This window comes from Nocardiopsis sp. ATB16-24 (genome assembly GCF_030271535.1).
Lineage (GTDB): Bacteria > Actinomycetota > Actinomycetes > Streptosporangiales > Streptosporangiaceae > Nocardiopsis.
On record NZ_JASCXJ010000010.1, the window covers coordinates 20,916 to 40,514 of the forward strand.

Below are 19,599 nucleotides of genomic sequence, written 5' to 3' on the forward strand. Positions count from 1 at the left end.
ATGGGCGCGCCTTCCTCCCGGCCTTCCCGGAGCGTGAAGCTCTCCGTCCGCGGTCCGACGAGCAGTTGATCGGCCGACCTTCTCGCTGACCAAAGGACACCCCATGACCTATGACACGCACGCCCGGATCGCCGCGCTGGTGACGGCGGGACTGCTCGCCACCAGTGGAGGAGTCGCCTACGCCGACACCGTGACCAGCGGAAACGGCTCCATCGGCGGAGGCAACCAGATCGTGGCCGACCTCGACGTCCCCATCAACGTCTGCGGCAACGCCATCGCCCTCCTCGGTGTGGCGGGCGCCAACTGCGTCGACGGCGACGCCGTGGCCGGCGACCGCGACGGGGACATCGCCACCTCGGGCAACGGCTCCCTGCTGGGCGGCAACCAGCTGGTCGTCGACGGTGACGTCCCCGTCAACGTCTGCGGCAACTCCGTCGGAGTCGTCGGTGTGGCGGGCGCCAACTGCGTCGACGGTGACGCCGTGGTCGAGGACGGCCCCGACGACGACCCCACCGAGGAGCCGAAGAAGCCCGAGGAGCCGAACCCGGAGAAGCCGGAGAAGCCCGAGAAGCCGAAGAACCCGGGCGAGGACGAGCCCGAGAGCGAGTACCCCGGTGACGGAGACGAGCCCGGTGACGGAGACGACAGGGACCCGCAGGTGTCCGCTCTGCCGGTGACGGACGCGGAGGCCCCCTCGGCCCCGTCGGGCGAGCTCGCGCTGACCGGAACCGACGGTGGCGCCCTGGCCGGATGGCTGGCCGCCGCCGTGGCCGCGGTCGCGGCCGGTGTCGGACTGGTCCTGTTCGGCAGGCGCCGCCGCGCCCGCGCCTAGGGACGGCTCCCCGGGCCGCTCCCGCGGCCCGGGGGCTGACGCGAGTCCCGTAGCACCGGCCCAGGCCATGTGCTCGGGGTTCACGTCAGCCCCGCCCCGAGAGGCGAGCTGACCGACGGGGTGCGCGCGTCCACCCGCAACCAGTGGACCGAGATCGCGGCGCACTCCCCAGAACCGGTGACACGCACCGCCCAGGTGCGAAGCCGACCGGATGATCCCCGGCCTTGGCCGAAGGCCCGCACCCCATCCAGGGGCGCGGAACGGCCTGTGGCCCGAGCACACCTTCTCATCGACATTCTCTGAAAGGACCTCCCACATGCGTAAGTGGGCCAGCACCTCAGCGAAGTCCGTGCTGCTGACCGCGGGATTCGTCGCGCTGGGCAGCGGAGTGGCCTTCGCCGACAGCGACGCCGCGACCAGCGGAAACGGCTCCGTCCTCGGCGGTAACCAGGCCGTGGTCAACGCCGACGTCCCGGTGAACGTCTCCGGCAACGCCGTCGGGGCGGTCCTCGGCGTGGCCGGGGCCGACAGCACCGGTAACGGGGCCGTCGTGAGCGAGCGCGACCGGCACGGCGCCGACGTCGCGACCAGTGGGAACGGCTCCCTGCTGGGGGGCAACCAGCTGGTCGTGGACGCGGAGGTCCCGGTCAACGTCGCGGGCAACGCGATCAGCGCGGTGGGCGGTGTCGCGGGTGCGGCGGCCACCGACACCGGCGCCGTGGTGCACGAGAGCCACGGCCACCGCCACCACCACTCCGCGCCCGTCGAGTACACGGTCATGGACGTGGTGGGCGAGGTCTCCCGCAACGCCACCATCCTGCCCCTGCCCGACACCTCCGGTGTGGACGCGGGCGTGCTGCGTCAGTCGGCGCCGCGCGAGCACCAGGCGGCACCGCGTGAGCACCAGTCCATCGCCACCTCCGGCAACGGCTCCCTGGTCGGTGGGAACCAGGCGGTCGTGGACCTGGACGTTCCGGTGAACCTGGCCGGTAACGCCATCGCCGCGGTGGGCGGTGTCGCGGGTGCGGCGGCCACCGACACCGGTGCCGTGGTGCACGAGAGCCACGAGCACATCGCCACCTCCGGCAACGGTTCCGCGGTCGGCGGCAACCAGCTGGTCGTCGACGGCGACGTCCCGGTGAACGTCGCGGGCAACGCCGTCGGGGCGGTCCTGGGCGTGGCCGGTGTCGCCGCCAGTGACACCGGGGCCGTGGTCGAGCACCAGAGCGCCACGCGGCACCAGGCGAGCGCGCTGGACGCGGTGCCCGTCGTGAGCGAACTGCCCGAGATCCCCGTCTCGCAGATGCTGCCCGTCCACTACGAGGTGAGCGAGACCACCGCGCAGGCCGTGGAGCAGCACGCTCCCCAGCACGCCGCCCAGCTGCCCCAGTCCTCGATGCCCGGTCTGGTCGACCCGGTCAACCAGGTGCTGGGAGCCGTGGGCGTGGGTCTGTGACGAGCGTACGGGGGACCGTATCCGCGACCGCGCGGCCCTGATGGTCCGGCACCTCGTTCCGTGAGGAAAGCGGTGGACTGCGAGGTGTCGGACACCATGGGGCGGCGTCGGCGGGGGTGGGGTCCTCCGTGACCGGCACCGCACGGTGCCGTGCGCGTCGAAGGGCCGGAGGCCGTACGTCCTCGCTCCTCGTTCCGTGAGGAAAGCGGTGGACTGCGGGAGAGTGAGGACGGGGCCGCCGGCCCAGGACGTGAGTCGAGTCCTTCCGGGAATATCCGGGAGGACTCGCCGCATTTCGGAAGTGTGAACACCCGGCTCCTGTCAAGTGTGACCGAAGTCACTCCATGGGGACGTTGTGGGTGCTCGTCAGAGGCTGTGACGGCCGATCGGCGCGCGTCGTGGGGACGGCTCGCGTACGCTACGGGCCGGTACTGGTGCGAGGAGAGCTTATTCTGCGGATGCCGGTGGGTGGGAGCAGGACGTCCTGCCCGGGGCCGCGGTGACCTCGCCCGCGCGAGGACGGCCACTCGCCCACCGATGGGGAGGACCTGGCGTTTCGGTTACTGTCGGTTCCCACAGGACGCCGACGGACCGCGGCCGGACAGATCACGAAGGCTAGACGTAGGGGAAGAGCGTGCCACCCACGAAGGGCAGCGCCGGCAAGAACGGCTCGAAGGACAACGGAGGGCAGAGGGCGGGTACCGCCCTCGTCATCGTCGAGTCGCCTGCCAAGGCGAAGACCATCGCCGGTTATCTGGGACGCGGCTACGTCGTGGAGTCCAGCATCGGTCACATCCGTGACCTGCCCAACAACGCGGCCGAGGTGCCCGCGAAGTACAAGGGACAGCCCTGGGCCCGTCTCGGCGTGAACGTCGAGGAGGACTTCGAGCCGCTCTACGTCGTCAACGCCGACAAGAAGTCGCACGTCAGGAAGCTCAAGGAGCTCATGGCGGACGCCGACGAACTTCTCCTCGCCACAGACGAGGACCGCGAGGGCGAGGCCATCGCCTGGCACCTGCTCGAAGAGCTCAAGCCCAAGATCCCCGTTCGCCGCATGGTGTTCAACGAGATCACCAAGGACGCCATCCAGCGTGCGGCCCACAACACCCGCGACCTCAACACACGCCTGGTCAGCGCCCAGGAGACACGGCGCATCCTGGACCGTCTCTACGGCTACGAGGTCTCCCCCGTGCTGTGGAAGAAGGTCATGCCCAAGCTCTCGGCGGGCCGTGTGCAGTCCGTGGCCACCCGGCTGGTCGTGGAACGCGAACGTGAGCGCATGGCGTTCACCTCCGCCGAGTACTGGGACGTCAAGGCGCTCTTCGACGCTTCCGGGACCGGCGCCGAGGGTGGACCCGCGACCTTCCCCGCCACCCTGGTCTCGGTGGACGGCACCCGTGTCGCCGTGGGCCGTGACTTCACCGCGCAGGGCACGCTGCGCGCGGACCGTGGGGTCCGTCAGCTGGACGAGGCCACCGCGCGCGGCCTGGCCGAGCGTCTGGCCGGTGCCGGCTTCTCCGTCCGTGCGGTGGAACGCAAGCCCTACCGCCGCTCGCCCTACGCGCCGTTCCGTACCACCACCCTCCAACAGGAGGCCTCCCGCAAGCTCGGACTGTCCGCCAAGCAGACCATGCAGGTCGCCCAGCGGTTGTACGAGAACGGGTACATCACCTACATGCGTACCGACAGCACTACGCTGTCGGAGAGCGCCGTCAAGGCGGCCCGGTCCCAGGTGCGCACCCTGTACGGGGGCGACTACCTTCCGGACAAGCCACGTGTGTACGCCAAGAAGGTCAAGAACGCGCAGGAGGCGCACGAGGCGATCCGCCCGACCGGCGACACCTTCCGCACCCCTTCCTCCACCGGTCTGTCGGGTCCGGAGTTCCGGCTCTACGAGCTCATCTGGAAGCGCACCGTCGCCTCCCAGATGAAGGACGCGGTCGGTGAGTCCGTCACGGTGCGGGTGGAGGGCACCTCGTCCGACGGCGAGGTCGCCGAGTTCAGCGCGACCGGCAAGATCATCACCTTCCACGGCTTCCTCAAGGCCTACGTGGAGGGCTCCGACGACCCGGCCGCCGACCTGGACGACCGCGAGCGCCGTCTGCCCGCCGTCTCGGAGGGGGACCCCCTCAAGGCGCAGAACCTGGAACCCGAGGGGCACAGCACCCGGCCGCCCGCGCGCTACACCGAGGCGACCTTGGTCAAGGAGCTGGAGGAGCGGGAGATCGGACGCCCCTCCACCTACGCCTCGATCATCGGCACGATCCTGGACCGCGGCTACGTGTTCAAGAAGGGCACCGCGCTCGTACCGTCCTTCCTGGCCTTCGCCGTGGTGCAACTCCTGGAGCGTCACTTCGGGAACCTGGTGGACTACGAGTTCACCGCGCGACTGGAGGGCGTGCTCGACGCCATCGCCCGTGGTGAGGCCGAGAGTCTGCCGTGGCTGCGCCGCTTCTACTTCGGCGGAGAGGGCTCCGACGGTGAGGAGGAGGTCGGACTCCGGGAGCTGGTGGGCGACCACCTCTCCGAGATCGACCCCAAGGAGATCAGTTCCATGCCGCTGCCCGGCACCGACATCGTGCTGCGGGTGGGACGTTACGGCCCCTACCTGGACCGGGACGGCGTGCGGGTGAACGTGCCCGAGGACCTGGCTCCGGACGAGCTCACCAAGGAGAAGGCCGAGGAGCTGTTCGCCCAGCCCAGCGGGGACCGTGAGCTGGGTACCGACCCCGAGACCGGACGCAGGATCGTGGCCAAGTCCGGACGGTTCGGCCCCTACGTCACCGAGGTGATCGAGGAGCCGGAGGAGTCCGAGGAGACCAAGGGCAAGAAGACCAAGGCCAAGGTCAAGCCGCGCACCGGCTCCCTGTTGAAGTCGATGAGCCTGGACACCGTGACGCTGGAGGAGGCGTTGCGCCTGCTGTCGCTGCCCCGCGTGGTCGGTGAGATCGGCGGCGAGCAGGTCACCGCGCAGAACGGCCGCTTCGGTCCCTACCTGAAGAAGGGCACCGACAGCCGTTCCCTGGAGACCGAGGAACAGATCTTCACGATCACCCTGGAGGAGGCCGAGAAGCTCTTCGCCCAGCCCAAGCAGCGTGGGCGCCGGGCCGCGGCCCCGCCCCTGCGGGAACTGGGCACCGATCCGGTCTCGGGCGCCACGATGGTGATCAAGGACGGCAGGTTCGGCCCCTACGTCACCGACGGGGAGGTCAACGCCTCTCTGCGCAAGGGTGACGAGATCGAGTCGATCACCGACGAGCGGGCCGCCGAACTGTTGGCCGAGCGGCGGGCCAAGGCCCCCGCCAAGAAGAAGCCCGCCGCGGCCAAGAAGGCTCCGGCCAAGAAGGCGACCGCGAAGAAGACCACCACCAAGACGGCCGCGAAGAAGACTCCGGCCAAGAAGACCGGCACGCCCAAGTCCACCACCGAGGGGTAGTCGACCCGGTGGCCTTCGGCCGTCCCCGTCCGCCACCGCCTCCCGACCGGTCTCACCCGGGCGCCGGAAGGCCCCCGGGTGAGTACCATCGTCCGTGTCCGCCCCGGGCGGGCGCGCTTGCACCTCTGTTCGGAAGTACTCTTCCGTACTACCCTTGGTAGGGCTGATGGGGACGTGAAAACGTGTGTCGCCCCCAGCGGTGACCACCGAATCCAGGACGGGCCTCGGCCCGTCGTTCCTTTTCCCCCTCACCGATAATCTTGAGCGCTATGAGCAGATCTACACCCCTGGGAGCGCCGGCCGAGGCGCGTAACGTCCTCGCGATCACACCCTTCCGAAGGCTGTGGATCTCGCTTTCCCTCTCCAGCCTGGGCGACTGGTTGAGCCTGCTGGCCCTGATGTCCTTGGCGGCGATCTTCACCGCCGACAGTTCCCAACTCGTCCAGTACCTGGCCGTCAGCGGCGTCGTGGTGATCAAGCTCGCCCCGTCGATCCTGCTGAGCCCACTGGCCGGGGTGGTGGCCGACCGCCTCGACCGCAAGTGGACGATGGTGGTCGGGGACGTCCTTCGGGGCCTCCTCTACGTCTCCATCCCCCTCGTGGGCCTGTTCCTCCCCGGTTTCGCCCTGGAGTGGCTGCTCATCGCCAACCTCCTGGCCGAGATCGTCGCCCTGTTCTGGGCGCCGGCGAAGGACGCCACGGTCCCCAACCTGGTGCCCCGCAAACTTCTGGAGCAGGCCAACCAGCTGAGCCTGCTCACCACCTACGGCACGGCCCCCGTCGCGGCACTGCTGTTCGCCGCGCTCGCCTCCGTCAGCAACGTGCTCGGCGCGCTGCTGCCCTCGATGGCCAGCCCCGAGGCGGACGTCGCGCTCTACCTCAACGGCCTCACCTTCTTCATCGCGGCGATCGTCATCGCCGGACTGCCGATCCCCAAGCACAAGCCGTCCAAGGACAGCGAGAGCCACACCCGTGACAGCGGCATCCTGCGTTCGGTGTGGACCGGATGGCGTTACGCGGGCGGCACCCCGCTCGTGCGCGGCCTGATCCTGGGCATGCTCGGCGCCTTCGCGGCCGGAGGAGCCGTCATCGGTGTGGGGCGTGTCCACGTCGAGGGTCTGGGCGCGGGCAACGCCGGGTTCGGTGTGGTCTTCGCCGCGGTCTTCGCGGGCATGGCGCTGGGCATGCTCGCGGGCCCTCGCGTCCTCAAGCAGTTCAGTCGCAGACGCCTGTTCGGTCTGAGCATCGTCCTGGCGGGGCTGGCCCTGGTGTTCGCCGGAGCCGTCGCCGACATGGTGCTGACCGCGGTCCTCACCACCGTCCTCGGCGTGGGCGCGGGCATCGCCTGGGTGATCGGCCTGACCATGCTCGGCCACGAGGTGGAGGACGAGTACCGGGGACGCACCTTCGCCTTCCTGCACGGTGCCGCCCGCATCGTCCTGGTGGGCGCCACCGCGTTGGCCCCGTTGGCGGCCGGACTCGTCGGAAGCCACTCCGTCCCGATCGGAGCGCTCACCTACGACCTCCGCGGCAGCGGTGTCGTGCTCATGGTCTCCGGCCTGGCGGCCATCGTCGTCGCCCTGGTCTGCTACCGCCAGATGAACCGCCGTGACGACCCCGAGGCGGGCCCCGGCCTGCTCCCGGAGCTGGTCGCGGCGCTGCGTGGTGTGGCGCTCAAGGACGAGGAGGACGAGGAGACCGGGCGCGCAGGCGCGTTCATCGTCATCGAGGGCGGTGAGGGCGCGGGCAAGTCCACCCAGGTGCGCGAACTGACGGTGTGGCTGCGCGACCAGGGCTTCGAGGTGATCGGCACGCGACAGCCCGGCGCGACCAAGCTCGGCATGCGCCTGCGCGGTCTGCTGCTGGACAAGGAGAACTCCTACATCACCCCACGCGCCGAGGTGCTGCTGTACACGGCCGACAAGGCCGACCACGTCGAGCAGGAGATCCTGCCCGCCCTGCAACGCGGCGCGGTGGTCATCAGCGACCGTTACGTGGACTCCCTGTTGGCCTACCAGGGCGCGGGCCGCAAGCTGTCGGTGGACGACATCCGCGACATCAGCGACTGGGCCACCCAGGGTCTGGTCCCGGATCTGACGGTGCTGTTGGACGTACGTCCCGAGGACGGTCTGTCCCGCCTCGGCGGACCGGCCGACCGTATCGAGGGGGAACCCACGGAGTTCCACGAACGCGTCCGCAAGGGCTTCCTGGAGCTGGCCAAGGCCGATCCCGAGCGCTACCTGGTGCTCGACGCCGGCGAGCCCCAGGAGAAGGTCACGCGCGCGATCCAGCGTCGGGTACGGTCCCTGCTGCCCGACCCGATCCCGAGCGGCGCGGAGGAGGTCACCGGCATGATCCCGGTGATCAGGAACGACTGAGCCTCACGTGCCAAGGGGTCCCTCCGGTGTCGGAAGGGACCCCTTCGGCGTCCTCGCCGACTTCCCGCCCCCGATGCCGCCCGAGCCCTCGTGCGCGGTTTCGGGCGACACCCGACCGGCAGATGTGGGAGGTGGGACACGGAAACGGCCTGTGGACGACGGTCCGCGCGTCGGTGGCGCCTCCTATCCTGAAGGTCCGACATCGGCGGTGGTTGTGGGGGGAAAGCGTGACGGTCTTCGACGACCTCATCGGTCAACGGGACGCGGTGGCCCGGCTCCAGCGGGCCGTGGCCGGCGCGGCCGACCTCGTCGACGGAGGGCGGGGCGTCGGGATGACCCACGCCTGGCTCTTCACCGGCCCGCCGGGGTCGGGTCGGGAGGAGGCGGCACGGGCCTTCGCCGCCGCCTTGCAGTGCCCCGACGGCGGTTGCGGCCACTGCGACTCCTGCCACCAGACCCTCACCGGCACCCATCCCGACGTGCTGTACGTGCGGCCCAGTGGACTGAGCTTCGGTGTGGCGGCCACCCGCGACCTCGTCCTTCGGGCGGGCTCCAAGCCCTCCGGAGGACGGTTTCGGATCGTGCTGTTCGAAGGCGCCGAACGCGCCACCGAGGCCGCCTCCAACGCCCTGCTCAAGGCCGTGGAGGAGCCCTCCCCCCGCACCGTGTGGCTGCTGTGCACGCCCACCCCCGACGACCTGCTCATCACCATCCGCTCCCGCTGTCGGCTGATGACACTGAGCACCCCGGGCACTCGGGAGCTGGCGGACGCCCTCGTCCAGCGCGACGGGATCGACCCCGACACCGCGCGTTCGGCCGCGGTCGCCGCCGCCGGACGCATCGACCGCGCCAGGCAGCTGGCCACCGACCCCGAGGCACGCCGGCGCCGGGAGGAGGTGCTGTCCATCCCGGCCAGACTCGACGGCCTCGGCGCGTGCGTCAGCTCCGCCGCCCGGCTCTACGAGATCGCGGAGGAGGAGTCCAAGGCCCTCACCACGGCGCTCGACGAGAAGGAGAAGGAGGCACTGCGGGCCGCCTTCGGGGAGGGGTCCACGGGCAAGGGCGTGGCCAAGGCGGTACGCGGCTCGGCGGGGGCGATGAAGGACCTGGAGGAGCGGCAGAAGCGCCGCGCCACCCGGATCAAACGTGACTCCTACGACCGGGCCCTGCTCGACCTGGCCGCCTTCTACCGGGACGTGCTCACCCTCCAGTTGGGGGCCCGGGTGGAGCTGTCCACCGCCGAGCGCTCGGGGGACCTGGAACGGGTGGCCCGTGCCGGCACTCCGGAGTCCACGCTGCGCCGGATCGACGCGATCATGGAGTGCCGGGAGCGCATCGCCGCCAACGTGCACCCGCAGATCGCCATGGAGGCCATGACCTCCGCCCTCCTGACCGGATGAGGTGAGGGACCGGCGCGGACGGGGTTCCCCGGCGGGAACCGGGGACAGAGCGGTGCCGGGGCACGAGGGCCACGGCGGTTCGGAGACAATGGTGCGGCGTCGACACACGCGCCGGCCGCGGTCGGCTTGACGGGAGGACGGGCACCGGTGGGCGAGAGGCTTCGGAGACCGCGAGTGATCCTGCTCGCCGCGGCCGTGTTGGCGGCGACGGCGTGCACGGCCGGCCCGGAGGAGGGACCGAGGGAGGCAGGCCTCCCCCCGACCTCGGGCGAGGACTTCACCGCCCAGGAACTCGACTGGGGCGAGTGCGACGAAGGCCTTCCCGGCGCCGAGTGCACGATCTACGAGGTCCCCCTGGACTACGACGACCCCGACGGCGAACGCATCGAGATCGCGGTCAAGCGGTTCCCCGCCAAGGGCGACGACGTCATCGGCTCCCTCCTGGTCAACCCCGGAGGACCCGGTGGCTCGGGGTACGACTTCGTCGACCACGCCCCCTACGTCGTCAGCGACGCGGTGCGCGACCGTTTCGACGTGGTCGGGTTCGACCCGCGCGGGGTCGGACGCAGCTCACCGCTGGTGTGCCTGGACGCCGAGGGCATCGACGACCTCATCGGCGGTGTCGACGAGGTCGAGGGCGACGGGGACATGTCCGAGGTCACCGAGGCCGAACTGGCGGAACTGGTGGAGGACAGCCGTGGCTTCGTCGAGGCCTGTCAGGCCAACGCCCCCGCGTTGATGATGCACATGGGCACCGCCGACGTCGCCCGCGACATGGACGTCCTGCGTGCCCTCCTCGGAGACGAGCGGCTCACCTACCTGGGCGCCTCCTACGGCACCCACATCGGCGCCCAGTACGCCGACCAGTTCCCCGAGAGGGTGCGCGCCCTGGTGCTCGACGGCGCCGTGGACCCCGGTCAGGAGCAGCTCGACCTCAGCGTGGCCCAGGCGACCGGTTTCGAGACCGCTCTACGGTCGTTCGTGGAGGACTGTCTCGGTCTGTCCGACTGTCCGTTGGGCGCTCCCGGCGACAGCGTGGACGACGGTGTCGAGGTGCTGCGGGGCTTCCTGGCCGACACCGCCGAGGAACCGCTCTCCAACGACATGGACGACCGTGAGGTCAACCGGGCCCGCGCGGAACTGGGCGTGCTCGCCGCCCTGTACAGCGAGAACTGGTGGCCCCGGGTACGCGAGGGCCTGACCGCCGGTATGGAGGACGGCGACGGCACCGTGCTGATGGGACTGGCCGACGACCTGTACGGGAGGGAGGACCTCGCGGCCTACGAGAACTCCACGGCGGCGCTCATCGCGGTGAACTGTTCGGACTCTCCCAGCCCACGCGACGTGGAGGCCTACGTCGAGGCCGCGGCCGAGGCCGGTGAGGAGTCGCCCATCTTCGGACCCGCGCTGGCCTGGGGCGCGCTGCCGTGCGCGTACTGGCCCGAGGAGGCGGTGGCCCCGGCCGCCGAGCTCGACGCCGTGGGAGCCGACCCCATCATGGTGGTGGGCACCACGCGTGACTCCGCGACCCCGTACGCGTGGTCCGAGGCGCTCACCGAGCAGCTGGAACCGGCCTTCCTGGTGACCCGGGACGGCGATGGCCACACCGGTTACCGGATGGGGGACCGGTGCGTCGACGAGATCGTGGACGCCTACCTGATCGACCTCGTCGTTCCCGAGGACGGCATGGCCTGTGCCTGAGCGGAGTGCCCGATGAACGTGTACCTCCGCACTCCGTGAAGGCGCTAGAATGGTGACCGCTTCGCCGCGTGTGACACGCGGCGTCGTGCCGCCTTAGCTCAGTCGGTAGAGCGATTCACTCGTAATGAATAGGTCGTCGGTTCGATTCCGACAGGCGGCTCCGACCACGGGCCCGTCCGGTTCCTCCGGGCGGGCCTGAGCCTTTCCCCGGCCTTCGCCCCTCTTCCCGGCAGGAGCCGAGGGCGGCACGTGTACCGTCCCGAACGTGGGTAGGCGCACGGACATGAGTCTGATGTTCATGCTGTTCGCGTTATCAGGTGCGGTCCTCGTGCTCGGCGGCGGTTCCTACGCGCTGCGTCGACTGCTCGCCGGAGACGGGGAGAGGGTCCCGGTGGCGGAAGGGCCGGGGCCCGTGCCGCAGGTGGAGTCGGTCGCGCAGGTGGGCGGCTACGTCCCCGCGCCCCGCGAGCCCGGAGGGCTGCCTCCGGCCCTGTGCGCGGGCGTCCGGGAGCTGGTCGCCGTCGGACGGACGGCGGAGGCGGTGGGCATGGTGCGCGAGTACGCCCACGTCGACGAGGACCGTGCTCGCAGAATCGTCGAGGGCCTCGGCGTCGACGGCGGTGTCAGGGAGTCCTGAGGCCGCCGAGGGCGCCGTCGCTACGGCGTCGGGCGGGTCGCGCGACGGGCGGGCCGGTGGGCCCTCCCGGTCGCCTTCGACGAGCGGGGCCTGGTACGAGGGAGGACGCCCTGGCCCCAAGGGCCGGGGCGGTGGGGTGCCCCCGCGCCTTCTCAGGTGCGCTGTCGATTCTGGATCCACCCCCACACGGCGGTGGCCACGAACAGGACGGCGCCGATGAGGGCGAGCCAGAACAGACCCTCGATGATCAGGCCCAGGATCGACAGAACCAGCCAGATCGCCAGGAGCACCAGAATGAGATAGACCATGTCGTTCCCCCGAAGACGTTGCTTACGCTCAGGAGCCCTACCCGTTCCGGTGCGTCACGTATGCGGGGAGAAGGAGGGGAAAACGTGTGTTCTTCACCTTCCGGCCGCTCGGAGGGCGGGGGAGGGCCGTTCCGCTCCGACGGGTCGCCCATGGTCGGCGACTCCCCCGATCCGGCCCCTCAGGGCCAGTCGCCGTCCACCACGGTCCCGTGTCCGGGTTTGCTGCGGTCCAGCCACTCCTGGCGGCTGCGGGCGAAGGCGAGCGACCACTCGACCTGTCGCTGGTGCAGCTCGGCCAGGCCGAGGGAGGCCAGTTCGGCGTGCCGTGCGCCGATCTCCTGGGCCAGGTCCAGCGCGGCGGAGGCGTCGGCGGAGGCGGTGTGGGCCTCGGTCAGCGGCACACCGTAGTACTCGCACATGGCGCTCAGGTTGCGCTTGCCTCTGCGGTAGGGCTCGACCCCACGATCGAGGACCAGGGGATCCACCACGGGGGCCAAGGGGCCTCCCATGCGTTCGGTCAGGCTCGGCAGCCCGTGTCTCTCCGACTCCCTGGAGAGCACTCTCAGGTCGTAGGGGGCGTTGAAGACCACCAACCCCTGCCCGGCGGAGAGATGGTCCACGAGCGCTTGGCCGATCTCCTCCAGGCACTCCGCGGCCGGACGACCCTCGGCGCGGGCCCGCTCGGTGCTGATCCCATGGATGGCGACCGCTTCCGCCGGGATCTCCCGGGGGCCGGGGTCCACCAGCCAGGTGCGGGTCTTGCCGTCGCGGTCCACCAGGGCCGCCGACACCAGGAAGGCGGTGTCGGGGTCGCGGGAGGAGGTCTCGGTGTCGAAACCCAGGAGGCCGGTGGTGTGCCAGCCCTGGTGGTCGCCCCTGGCGGGCGGTGTGGGGCGCGGTTCGTGCTCGGCGCAGTAGGTGCGCCAGCGGCCGTTCTCCTTGATGACGATCCCCGCGCCGACGTCGACGGCGACCTGGCATGTGGTGCATGTCCCGGGGTAGCGGTTGCGCATGGGTTCCTCTCGGGGCGGATGGCCGCCACTGTCGTGAACAGCGACGATTCGGGAACATCGTAGGACGGTCCTGTGACAGTGCGGGAAGAAACGCGGGCGAAAGGCGCATGGAGCCCGTGTGTGCGGATACCGAATTCGGGGGAGGGGAGGAGCATGAGTTTGGAAGAGGCATCACGCCAATTGGAAGCCGCCATCCACGACGCGCGGGTCTCCTTCGACTGCATTCTGCTGGACGAGCTGGATCGGGCGCACACCAACGCCATCACCGCGCGCGCGGCCGTGGACTCCGCCGAGAACGCCATCAGGGTGGAGCTGGAAAGGCAACAGGCGGAGAAGAAGAGCTCCGAGCCTCCGGAGAGCGCGGACTGAGGCGCCCTTTTCTCGAACATGCTTTCGAATAAGGGGTATGCTGAGAGGCATGCCAGATCAGTCGCCGACGCCGGACTGGCCCGCGAGCGTGCACCCGCCGGAATCGGACTCCTTCGAACAGACGGCCCTGGCATGGTTGTTCGACCAGGTGCCCGCCGACTATCGGTTGCACGGCGTCCTCCGACGTCACCCCGTCGCGCTCTCCCGACTGGCCCGCCAGTACGTCTCCGCCGCGCTGGAGGCCGCTCGGGAGGGTTACCGCACGGCCAGGATCGACCTGCGTGACCACATGCCTCCGCACGCCCTCGACCAGGTCATGAGCGCCTACCTCGCCGAGGGACGGCGGATGGCGGAGGTGCTCCGATCGGTCGAGGCCCTCGACACCGCCCTGCGTGCGCTCAGCCTCGATCGGGGCGCCGATGACTGAGCCCCTACGCTCAGGCCGTCACCCGTACCACCACGGCCACCCGGTCACCGGTGTTCACGAGGTGGTGCTCGCCCCCGCCGAAGGCTTCGGCGGCCACCACCCGGACCCGGTCCGCCGAGAGCCCCGAGGCCGAGCGGATCCGGCCGCCGGGGTCCGAGACGATCAGGTGGGCCTGTCCGTCGATCAGGTACAGCACCTCCATGCCATGGGGACGATCGGGCCGGGGGACGGAAGCGGACACGAAACCGTCGGGTTCCAGCCCCACCGCGGTCACGTGCAGTCCGTCGACGGCGTGGCCGTGGGGGCCGAGGGCGATCGGTCTCCAGTACCCGTGGCGGGCCGGTGGCGGGGGAGTCGCGCGCAGGGCCGCGGCGGCGTCCCGGGCCGCGGACACCAGGCGACCGAGTGTCGGCAGGTGACGTTCGCCCAGGTGGGCGTAGCCGGAACGGCGTCCGGCGTCCATCACGTCGCCGATCCCCTCGGGAGAGGGGCTTGCGACCGGCCCTCCGGTCGTGAGGCGGGTCGGGGCGGACGGTACGGCGGTGCTGGAAAGCGTGTGCTGGAGCATCGTGAGAAGATCCTTCACGTGCGCGCGCTTCGGTGGCGGGAGCGCGCGGAGGTCGTCGGCGGGCCCCGGTCTGACGGGGCGGCGGGGAGCCTCTCCACGCGTGATCGCGACGAGGGAGGGCACTCCACGGCGGGCGCCTCGCGTCCGAGCCCGACCAAGGGACGGGCGGAGCGCGAGGGCACGGGGTCGAACGGTGGCGTTGCGCCTACACGGAACGACTCAGCGACGACAACACGGACACGCCGCACAGGCCAGGTGGCAGGAGGCCCCGGGGGCCGTACGAGCCATGGCTTCGGTGCGCGTGTACGGATGCATGAACGTAAGGAGACCAGCAAAGACCCGGAGGAGTCAAGCGGGGACCGTGTGTCGGTGGCCTCGTCATGTCCGTCCGGGGAAGTGTTGCGGGGCGAACCTTGGGGTGATGACATGTGGAACCCGGGCACGGCGCGTGGTCCCGTCGGAAGGCCCACCCCTCCCCAGCCGTAGTGAGCAGGAGCAGCCGTCATGGCATCCATCCCCAGAAGGCGCAATTGAATCCGGACGCACCGGGACTGTGGGCGCGCGTACTGGTACGCGCACTCGTGGTCACGGCCGCCGGGGTGATGGCGCTCGGCTTCCTCGGGCCGGGGGAGGCCGTTCTGGTCGCGGCACTGACCGCGCTCACCTTCGTGCTGCTCTGGTTGCGGGCCCGCGCCCTGGGTCGGGGGCGCACACCCCCCTCCCCGGAGCGGTCGCGGGGCACCGAACCCCCGCGGTCCCCCGACGAGGACTGAGTGACGGAACGGTGCCCCCGGACAGCGGGTCCTAGTCGCTGCCCTTGGCGGAGATGTGCGAGGAGTCGCCGTGCATGCCGGCCTCCTCGGCGCGCTTGACCGAGGCGACGATCTCCTGCTCGGCCTCGTGCCGACCGACCCAGGTGGCGCCCTCCACGGACTTGCCGGGCTCCAGGTCCTTGTAGACCGTGAAGAAGTGCTCGATCTCCAGGCGCTCGAACTCGTTCACGTGGTGAATGTCACGCAGGTGCTCCTGGCGCGGGTCCGTGGCGGGGACACAGAGCAGTTTGTCATCGCCTCCGGCCTCGTCGCGCATCCGGAACATGCCGATGGCGCGGGCGCGGATGAGGCAACCCGGGAAGGTCGGAGCCTTGAGCAGGACGAGGGCGTCCAGAGGGTCGCCGTCCTCGCCGAGGGTGCCCTCCACGAACCCGTAGTCGGCGGGATAGGTCGTGGATGTGAACAGCATCCTGTCGAGACGGATACGGCCGGTCTCGTGGTCCACCTCGTACTTGTTGCGCTCCCCCTTGGGGATCTCGATCGTAACGTCGAATTCCATGCTGATCTCGGCTCCCATTGCGACTAATGTCGCCGTATAACTGACAACGTCAGGCCGCGACACCGAAGGAAGGGCAGGTGCCCCGGGTGCGACGGGTACGAGGCGAGGCGTTCCTCGCGCTGGCCCTGCTCAACCTATTCGTGCTGATCACCGGGTTCGTCTCCCTCGACGTGATCGAGGCCCGGCCGCTTCCCGCAGCGCCCAACCCGGTCACGAACGCCGAGGGCGTGGCAGCGGCGGCGCCCGCGGCCTCGACTCCGGCGGTCCCGGAACGGGTCGCGGACATCCTCGATGATCCCATGTCGGCTTCCGGGCTGGAGGAGGGCCTCTCCGGTTTCGTCGTGGACGCGGTCACCGGTGAGACGCTCTTCGCCCTCGACGCCGACACACCGGTGACCCCGGCGTCGACCACGAAGATCGCCACGGCCGTCACCGTGCTGGAGACGGTGGGGCCCGACCACGTGCTGCGCACCGAGGTCCATCTCGATCCCGGCACGGGCCGACTGGTGCTGCGCGGCGGTGGAGATGTGATGCTGACCACTTCGATCGACTCCGCGGCCTACCCACGGGTGGCGACCCTGGAGGAGTTGGCCGCGCGCACCGCGGACGCGCTCTCCGACGAGGGGATCGGCACCGTCTCCCTGGGCTACGACGACTCTCTGTTCACCGGCCCCGACACCGGCCCCGAGTGGAAACCCGGCTACGTCACCGAGGGCAGTACCGCCACGATCCACGCGCTGCTCATCGACGCGGGACGGTACTCCCCGGACGCCCGGGGCCACGGCTCCCGCGTCCCCGATCCGCCCCTGGCCGCCGCCGAGGCCTTCGCCGAGCAACTGGAGGAGGCGGGGATCGAGGTGGAGGGGGCCCCGGTCGAGACCCGAGCCGTGGGAGAACCGATCGCGGGCGTGGACTCGGCACCGGTGTCGGCCCTGGTGGAGTTCATGATGCTGGCCAGCGACAACAACATGGCGGAGTCGTTGGCGCGGATCGCCGCGATCGCGCTGGGGGAGGAACCCTCCTTCGAGGGCGCGGCCACGGCCACCCACCGGGTCATGGCGGATCTGGGCGTGGAGGGTGTGGAGCTGGCCGACAACAGTGGGCTGAGCCCCCTGAACAGGATCACGCCGCGAGCACTGGTGGAACTGCTGGAGGCGGCCTCCAGCGGTGAGCGTCCGGAACTGAACGCCACCGTCACGGGACTGCCCACGGCCAACTCCACGGGAACCCTGGCCCAGGGAGGGCGTTACTCCTCCTACTCCTCCGCCCATGAGGGGGCGGGGGTGGTGCGCGGCAAGACCGGCACCCTGAACAACGTGAGCACGCTGGCGGGGACCGTCCACGACCAGGAGGGCAACGTGTTCCTCTTCGCCTTCATGGCCAACCATCCGCTGGCCGACGGGCTGCGCCTGGACCCCCTCGCCGCGGCGCTCAGCCGGTGCGGTTGTTCCTGACCGATTCCGCCCGAGGAATCCGCCCTTGTGGGGGACGACCCTGAGCGCACCCGGAAATCGGTCCCTGATCCCCGTGCCGTCGGGCCCTGCGTGGGTAGGGTGGCGGTGTGACTGTGATCGACTGGGACGTAGCCGTCAACACCGGTGTCCGCCTCGTGCGCCCTGGGCCGCAGGTGGATCTGTCCGAGGCGCGGCAGGCCGTGGTGCAGTTGCGCGAGCTTTCCACCGTGGCCGCCGGGCACGTACGTGACTTCACCGGAATGAACCCCCTCGAACCAGCGGGGCCCGCGGTCATCGTGGACCGCCCCGGATGGATCCGAGCCAACGTCGACGGGTTTCGCGTGGTCATCGAACCCGTACTCGAACAGATGGCCGCAGAGCGACTCAACGGTGGTCCGGCGGGGAACCTGACCAGCGCGGTCGGTTCCCGGATCACCGGGATGCAGCTCGGCGCGCTGTTGTCCTACCTGGCCGGAAAGGTTCTCGGCCAGTACGAACTCTTCCTGCCACCGGACCCCGACGGCACCCTGCCGACCGGCCGTCTGACCCTGGTGGCGCCCAACATCGTCAACGCCGAACGCGAGCTGGACGTCGACGCCAGGGACTTCCGCCTGTGGGTGTGTCTGCACGAGGAGACCCACCGCATGCAGTTCACGGCCAACCCGTGGCTGCGTGACCACGTCCACGGGCTCATGCAGGAACTGCTCCTGTCGTCGGAGATGAGCGCGGCCGACCTCATCGGTCGTCTACGCGCGGCGGGCGAGGCCGTCGCCGACGCCGTCCGCGGTGGCGAGGGCAACCTCCTCACCGCCATCCAGAGTCCGGAACAGAGCGAGATCATGGACCGGGTCACCGCGGTCATGAGCCTGGCCGAGGGCCATGGCGACTTCGTCATGGACGCCGTCGGACCCGAGGTGGTGCCCACCGTCTCCACCATCCGTGCCCGCTTCCAGAAACGGCGTGAGGCGGCCAACCCGGTGGACCGGATCCTGCGTCAACTCCTCGGCATGGACATGAAGATGCGCCAGTACGAGGAGGGCGCCGCCTTCGTCCGCGCCGTGGTGGCCCAGGTCGGCATGACCGAGTTCAACAAGGTCTGGACCTCGAGCGAGACCCTGCCCACCCTGGCCGAGATCCGCGACCCCACCGCCTGGATCAACCGGGTCGTGCGCCCGGCCGCCATCACCGAGTGAGCGGTCCGCACCCCGCCGTGGCCGCCGTGCGCTCGGCGGTGCGGCGGTCGTTGTCCTCCCTGCCCGTCGACTCCACGGTGCTGGTGGCGTGCAGCGGCGGTGCCGACTCCCTGGCCCTGGCGGGGGCCGTGGCCTTCGAGGCCCCGCGCGCGGGGAGAAGGGCCGGGGCGGTCACGGTCGACCACGGACTCCAGGAGGGCTCGGCCGAACGCGCCGAGTCGGTGGCCAAGGTCCTCGGCGGACTCGGCCTGGACCCGGTCCTGGTCCGCGCGGTCGAGGTCTCCGGCCGTGGTGGTCCCGAGGCGGCCGCCCGTCGCGCTCGCTACGCGGCCCTGGAGGACGCCGTCACCGCACAGGCACCGGCGGCGGTTCTGCTCGGGCACACCCTCGACGACCAGGCCGAGACCGTTCTCTTGGGGCTGGCACGGGGATCGGGTGCCCGCTCCCTGGCGGGGATGGCCCCCCGCAGCGGCCACTACCTGCGGCCCCTCCTGGGGATCGACAGGGCCACCGTGCGCGAGGCCTGCGAGCGGATGGGACTGGAGGCCTGGGAGGATCCGCACAACCTCGATCCCCGCTTCGCCCGTTCCCGGGTGCGTCACCAGGTCCTGCCCGTCCTGGAGCGCGAGCTGGGTCCGGGCATCGCCGCGGCCCTCGCTCGCACGGCGGGCATGCTGCGTGCCGACGCCGACACCCTGGACCTGTTGGCGGACGAGCTGTTCGCCGACGCGGTCGCGTGGACCTCCGGGCCGGAGCTGGTGGTGTCACCGTTGGAGGCGGCCCCCGACGCCCTGCGCACTCGGGTGCTGCGCCGTGCCGCGCTCGCCGCCGGCTGTCCCTCCGGTGCGCTCACCGCGCGACATGTGCGTGAACTGGACCGACTCGTCACCGACTGGCGTGGCCAGACCCACATCGACCTGCCCGGAGGCGTCCGCGGGCGTCGTGTCGCGGAGCGGATCCTCCTCGAACGTTGAGGGCCGCGGGCCGGCGTGCGCCGCCCTCGCGCAGGACGTTCGAGCACGGGGAGCGCCGGTCGGGCGCAGCCGTCGCGTTCGACACGTTTATCCTTGTTGCCGCAAACGGGGAACCCACCAG

General features: G+C 70.6%; 17 protein-coding genes and 1 tRNA gene. 14 read left to right on the forward strand and 4 right to left on the reverse strand.

The annotated features are described in order from the left end of the window. Positions 1-103 precede the first annotated feature (103 nt). The 8 genes from PFX91_RS12710 (at position 104) to PFX91_RS12745 (ending at position 11,840) form a co-directional block, all read left to right on the forward strand. On the forward strand, positions 104-832 hold the full coding sequence (locus PFX91_RS12710; RefSeq protein WP_285731719.1) for a chaplin family protein: 729 nt from the start codon (positions 104-106) through the stop codon (positions 830-832). Between the two features lie 316 nt (positions 833-1,148). Then, positions 1,149-2,288, forward strand: a complete 1,140-nt coding sequence (locus tag PFX91_RS12715; RefSeq protein WP_285731720.1) for a hypothetical protein — start codon at positions 1,149-1,151, stop codon at positions 2,286-2,288. 634 nt (positions 2,289-2,922) lie between these two features. Further along, positions 2,923-5,724, forward strand: a complete 2,802-nt coding sequence (gene topA, locus PFX91_RS12720) for a type I DNA topoisomerase (protein WP_285731721.1) — start codon at positions 2,923-2,925, stop codon at positions 5,722-5,724. 269 nt (positions 5,725-5,993) lie between these two features. Beyond that, positions 5,994-8,102, forward strand: a complete 2,109-nt coding sequence (gene tmk / locus PFX91_RS12725) for a dTMP kinase (protein ID WP_285731722.1) — start codon at positions 5,994-5,996, stop codon at positions 8,100-8,102. 227 nt (positions 8,103-8,329) lie between these two features. Continuing rightward, positions 8,330-9,502 (forward strand): DNA polymerase III subunit delta', encoded by a 1,173-nt coding sequence (locus PFX91_RS12730; protein WP_285731723.1) that lies wholly within the window; start codon positions 8,330-8,332, stop codon positions 9,500-9,502. Positions 9,503-9,682: 180 nt separating this feature from the next. Continuing rightward, positions 9,683-11,203, forward strand: coding sequence for an alpha/beta hydrolase (locus tag PFX91_RS12735; protein WP_285731852.1), 1,521 nt, complete (start codon positions 9,683-9,685; stop codon positions 11,201-11,203). Between the two features lie 87 nt (positions 11,204-11,290). Then, positions 11,291-11,363: transfer RNA gene (locus tag PFX91_RS12740), tRNA-Thr, on the forward strand. A gap of 105 nt (positions 11,364-11,468) precedes the next feature. Continuing rightward, entirely contained in the window at positions 11,469-11,840 is a 372-nt protein-coding gene (locus PFX91_RS12745) for a hypothetical protein (protein WP_352231666.1), read from the forward strand. A 152-nt stretch (positions 11,841-11,992) separates the two neighbouring features. Here the strand turns inward: PFX91_RS12745 and PFX91_RS12750 are convergent, their stop codons facing one another. Together PFX91_RS12750 and PFX91_RS12755 are read right to left on the reverse strand one after the other, a co-directional pair. Further along, on the reverse strand, positions 11,993-12,148 hold the full coding sequence (locus PFX91_RS12750; protein ID WP_285731724.1) for a hypothetical protein: 156 nt from the start codon (positions 12,146-12,148) through the stop codon (positions 11,993-11,995). Positions 12,149-12,327: 179 nt separating this feature from the next. Beyond that, positions 12,328-13,161: an exonuclease domain-containing protein gene (locus PFX91_RS12755; protein WP_285731725.1), complete on the reverse strand. Its 834-nt coding sequence runs from the start codon at positions 13,159-13,161 to the stop codon at positions 12,328-12,330. Positions 13,162-13,314: 153 nt separating this feature from the next. Between PFX91_RS12755 and PFX91_RS12760 the strand changes: the two genes are divergently transcribed. Together PFX91_RS12760 and PFX91_RS12765 are read left to right on the forward strand one after the other, a co-directional pair. Then, entirely contained in the window at positions 13,315-13,530 is a 216-nt protein-coding gene (locus PFX91_RS12760) for a hypothetical protein (protein WP_285731726.1), read from the forward strand. A gap of 37 nt (positions 13,531-13,567) precedes the next feature. Continuing rightward, positions 13,568-13,957 (forward strand): hypothetical protein, encoded by a 390-nt coding sequence (locus PFX91_RS12765; RefSeq protein WP_285731727.1) that lies wholly within the window; start codon positions 13,568-13,570, stop codon positions 13,955-13,957. 10 nt (positions 13,958-13,967) lie between these two features. Here the strand turns inward: PFX91_RS12765 and PFX91_RS12770 are convergent, their stop codons facing one another. After that, positions 13,968-14,525, reverse strand: a complete 558-nt coding sequence (locus PFX91_RS12770) for a hypothetical protein (protein ID WP_285731728.1) — start codon at positions 14,523-14,525, stop codon at positions 13,968-13,970. A gap of 530 nt (positions 14,526-15,055) precedes the next feature. Between PFX91_RS12770 and PFX91_RS12775 the strand changes: the two genes are divergently transcribed. Continuing rightward, positions 15,056-15,298: a hypothetical protein gene (locus PFX91_RS12775; RefSeq protein WP_285731854.1), complete on the forward strand. Its 243-nt coding sequence runs from the start codon at positions 15,056-15,058 to the stop codon at positions 15,296-15,298. Between the two features lie 31 nt (positions 15,299-15,329). On the opposite strand, the gene PFX91_RS12780 is transcribed toward PFX91_RS12775, so the two are convergent. Then, positions 15,330-15,857: an inorganic diphosphatase gene (locus PFX91_RS12780; protein WP_285731729.1), complete on the reverse strand. Its 528-nt coding sequence runs from the start codon at positions 15,855-15,857 to the stop codon at positions 15,330-15,332. Between the two features lie 77 nt (positions 15,858-15,934). Between PFX91_RS12780 and dacB the strand changes: the two genes are divergently transcribed. From dacB to tilS, 3 genes are all read left to right on the forward strand, one after another. Further along, on the forward strand, positions 15,935-17,311 hold the full coding sequence (dacB, locus tag PFX91_RS12785; protein ID WP_285731730.1) for a D-alanyl-D-alanine carboxypeptidase/D-alanyl-D-alanine endopeptidase: 1,377 nt from the start codon (positions 15,935-15,937) through the stop codon (positions 17,309-17,311). A 113-nt stretch (positions 17,312-17,424) separates the two neighbouring features. Beyond that, positions 17,425-18,504 (forward strand): Rv3626c family coenzyme F420 biosynthesis-associated protein, encoded by a 1,080-nt coding sequence (locus PFX91_RS12790; RefSeq protein WP_285731855.1) that lies wholly within the window; start codon positions 17,425-17,427, stop codon positions 18,502-18,504. Further along, positions 18,501-19,478 (forward strand): tRNA lysidine(34) synthetase TilS, encoded by a 978-nt coding sequence (gene tilS / locus PFX91_RS12795; RefSeq protein WP_285731731.1) that lies wholly within the window; start codon positions 18,501-18,503, stop codon positions 19,476-19,478. Before PFX91_RS12790 ends, tilS begins: the two co-directional genes overlap by 4 nt. The last annotated feature ends 121 nt before the right edge of the window (positions 19,479-19,599 follow it).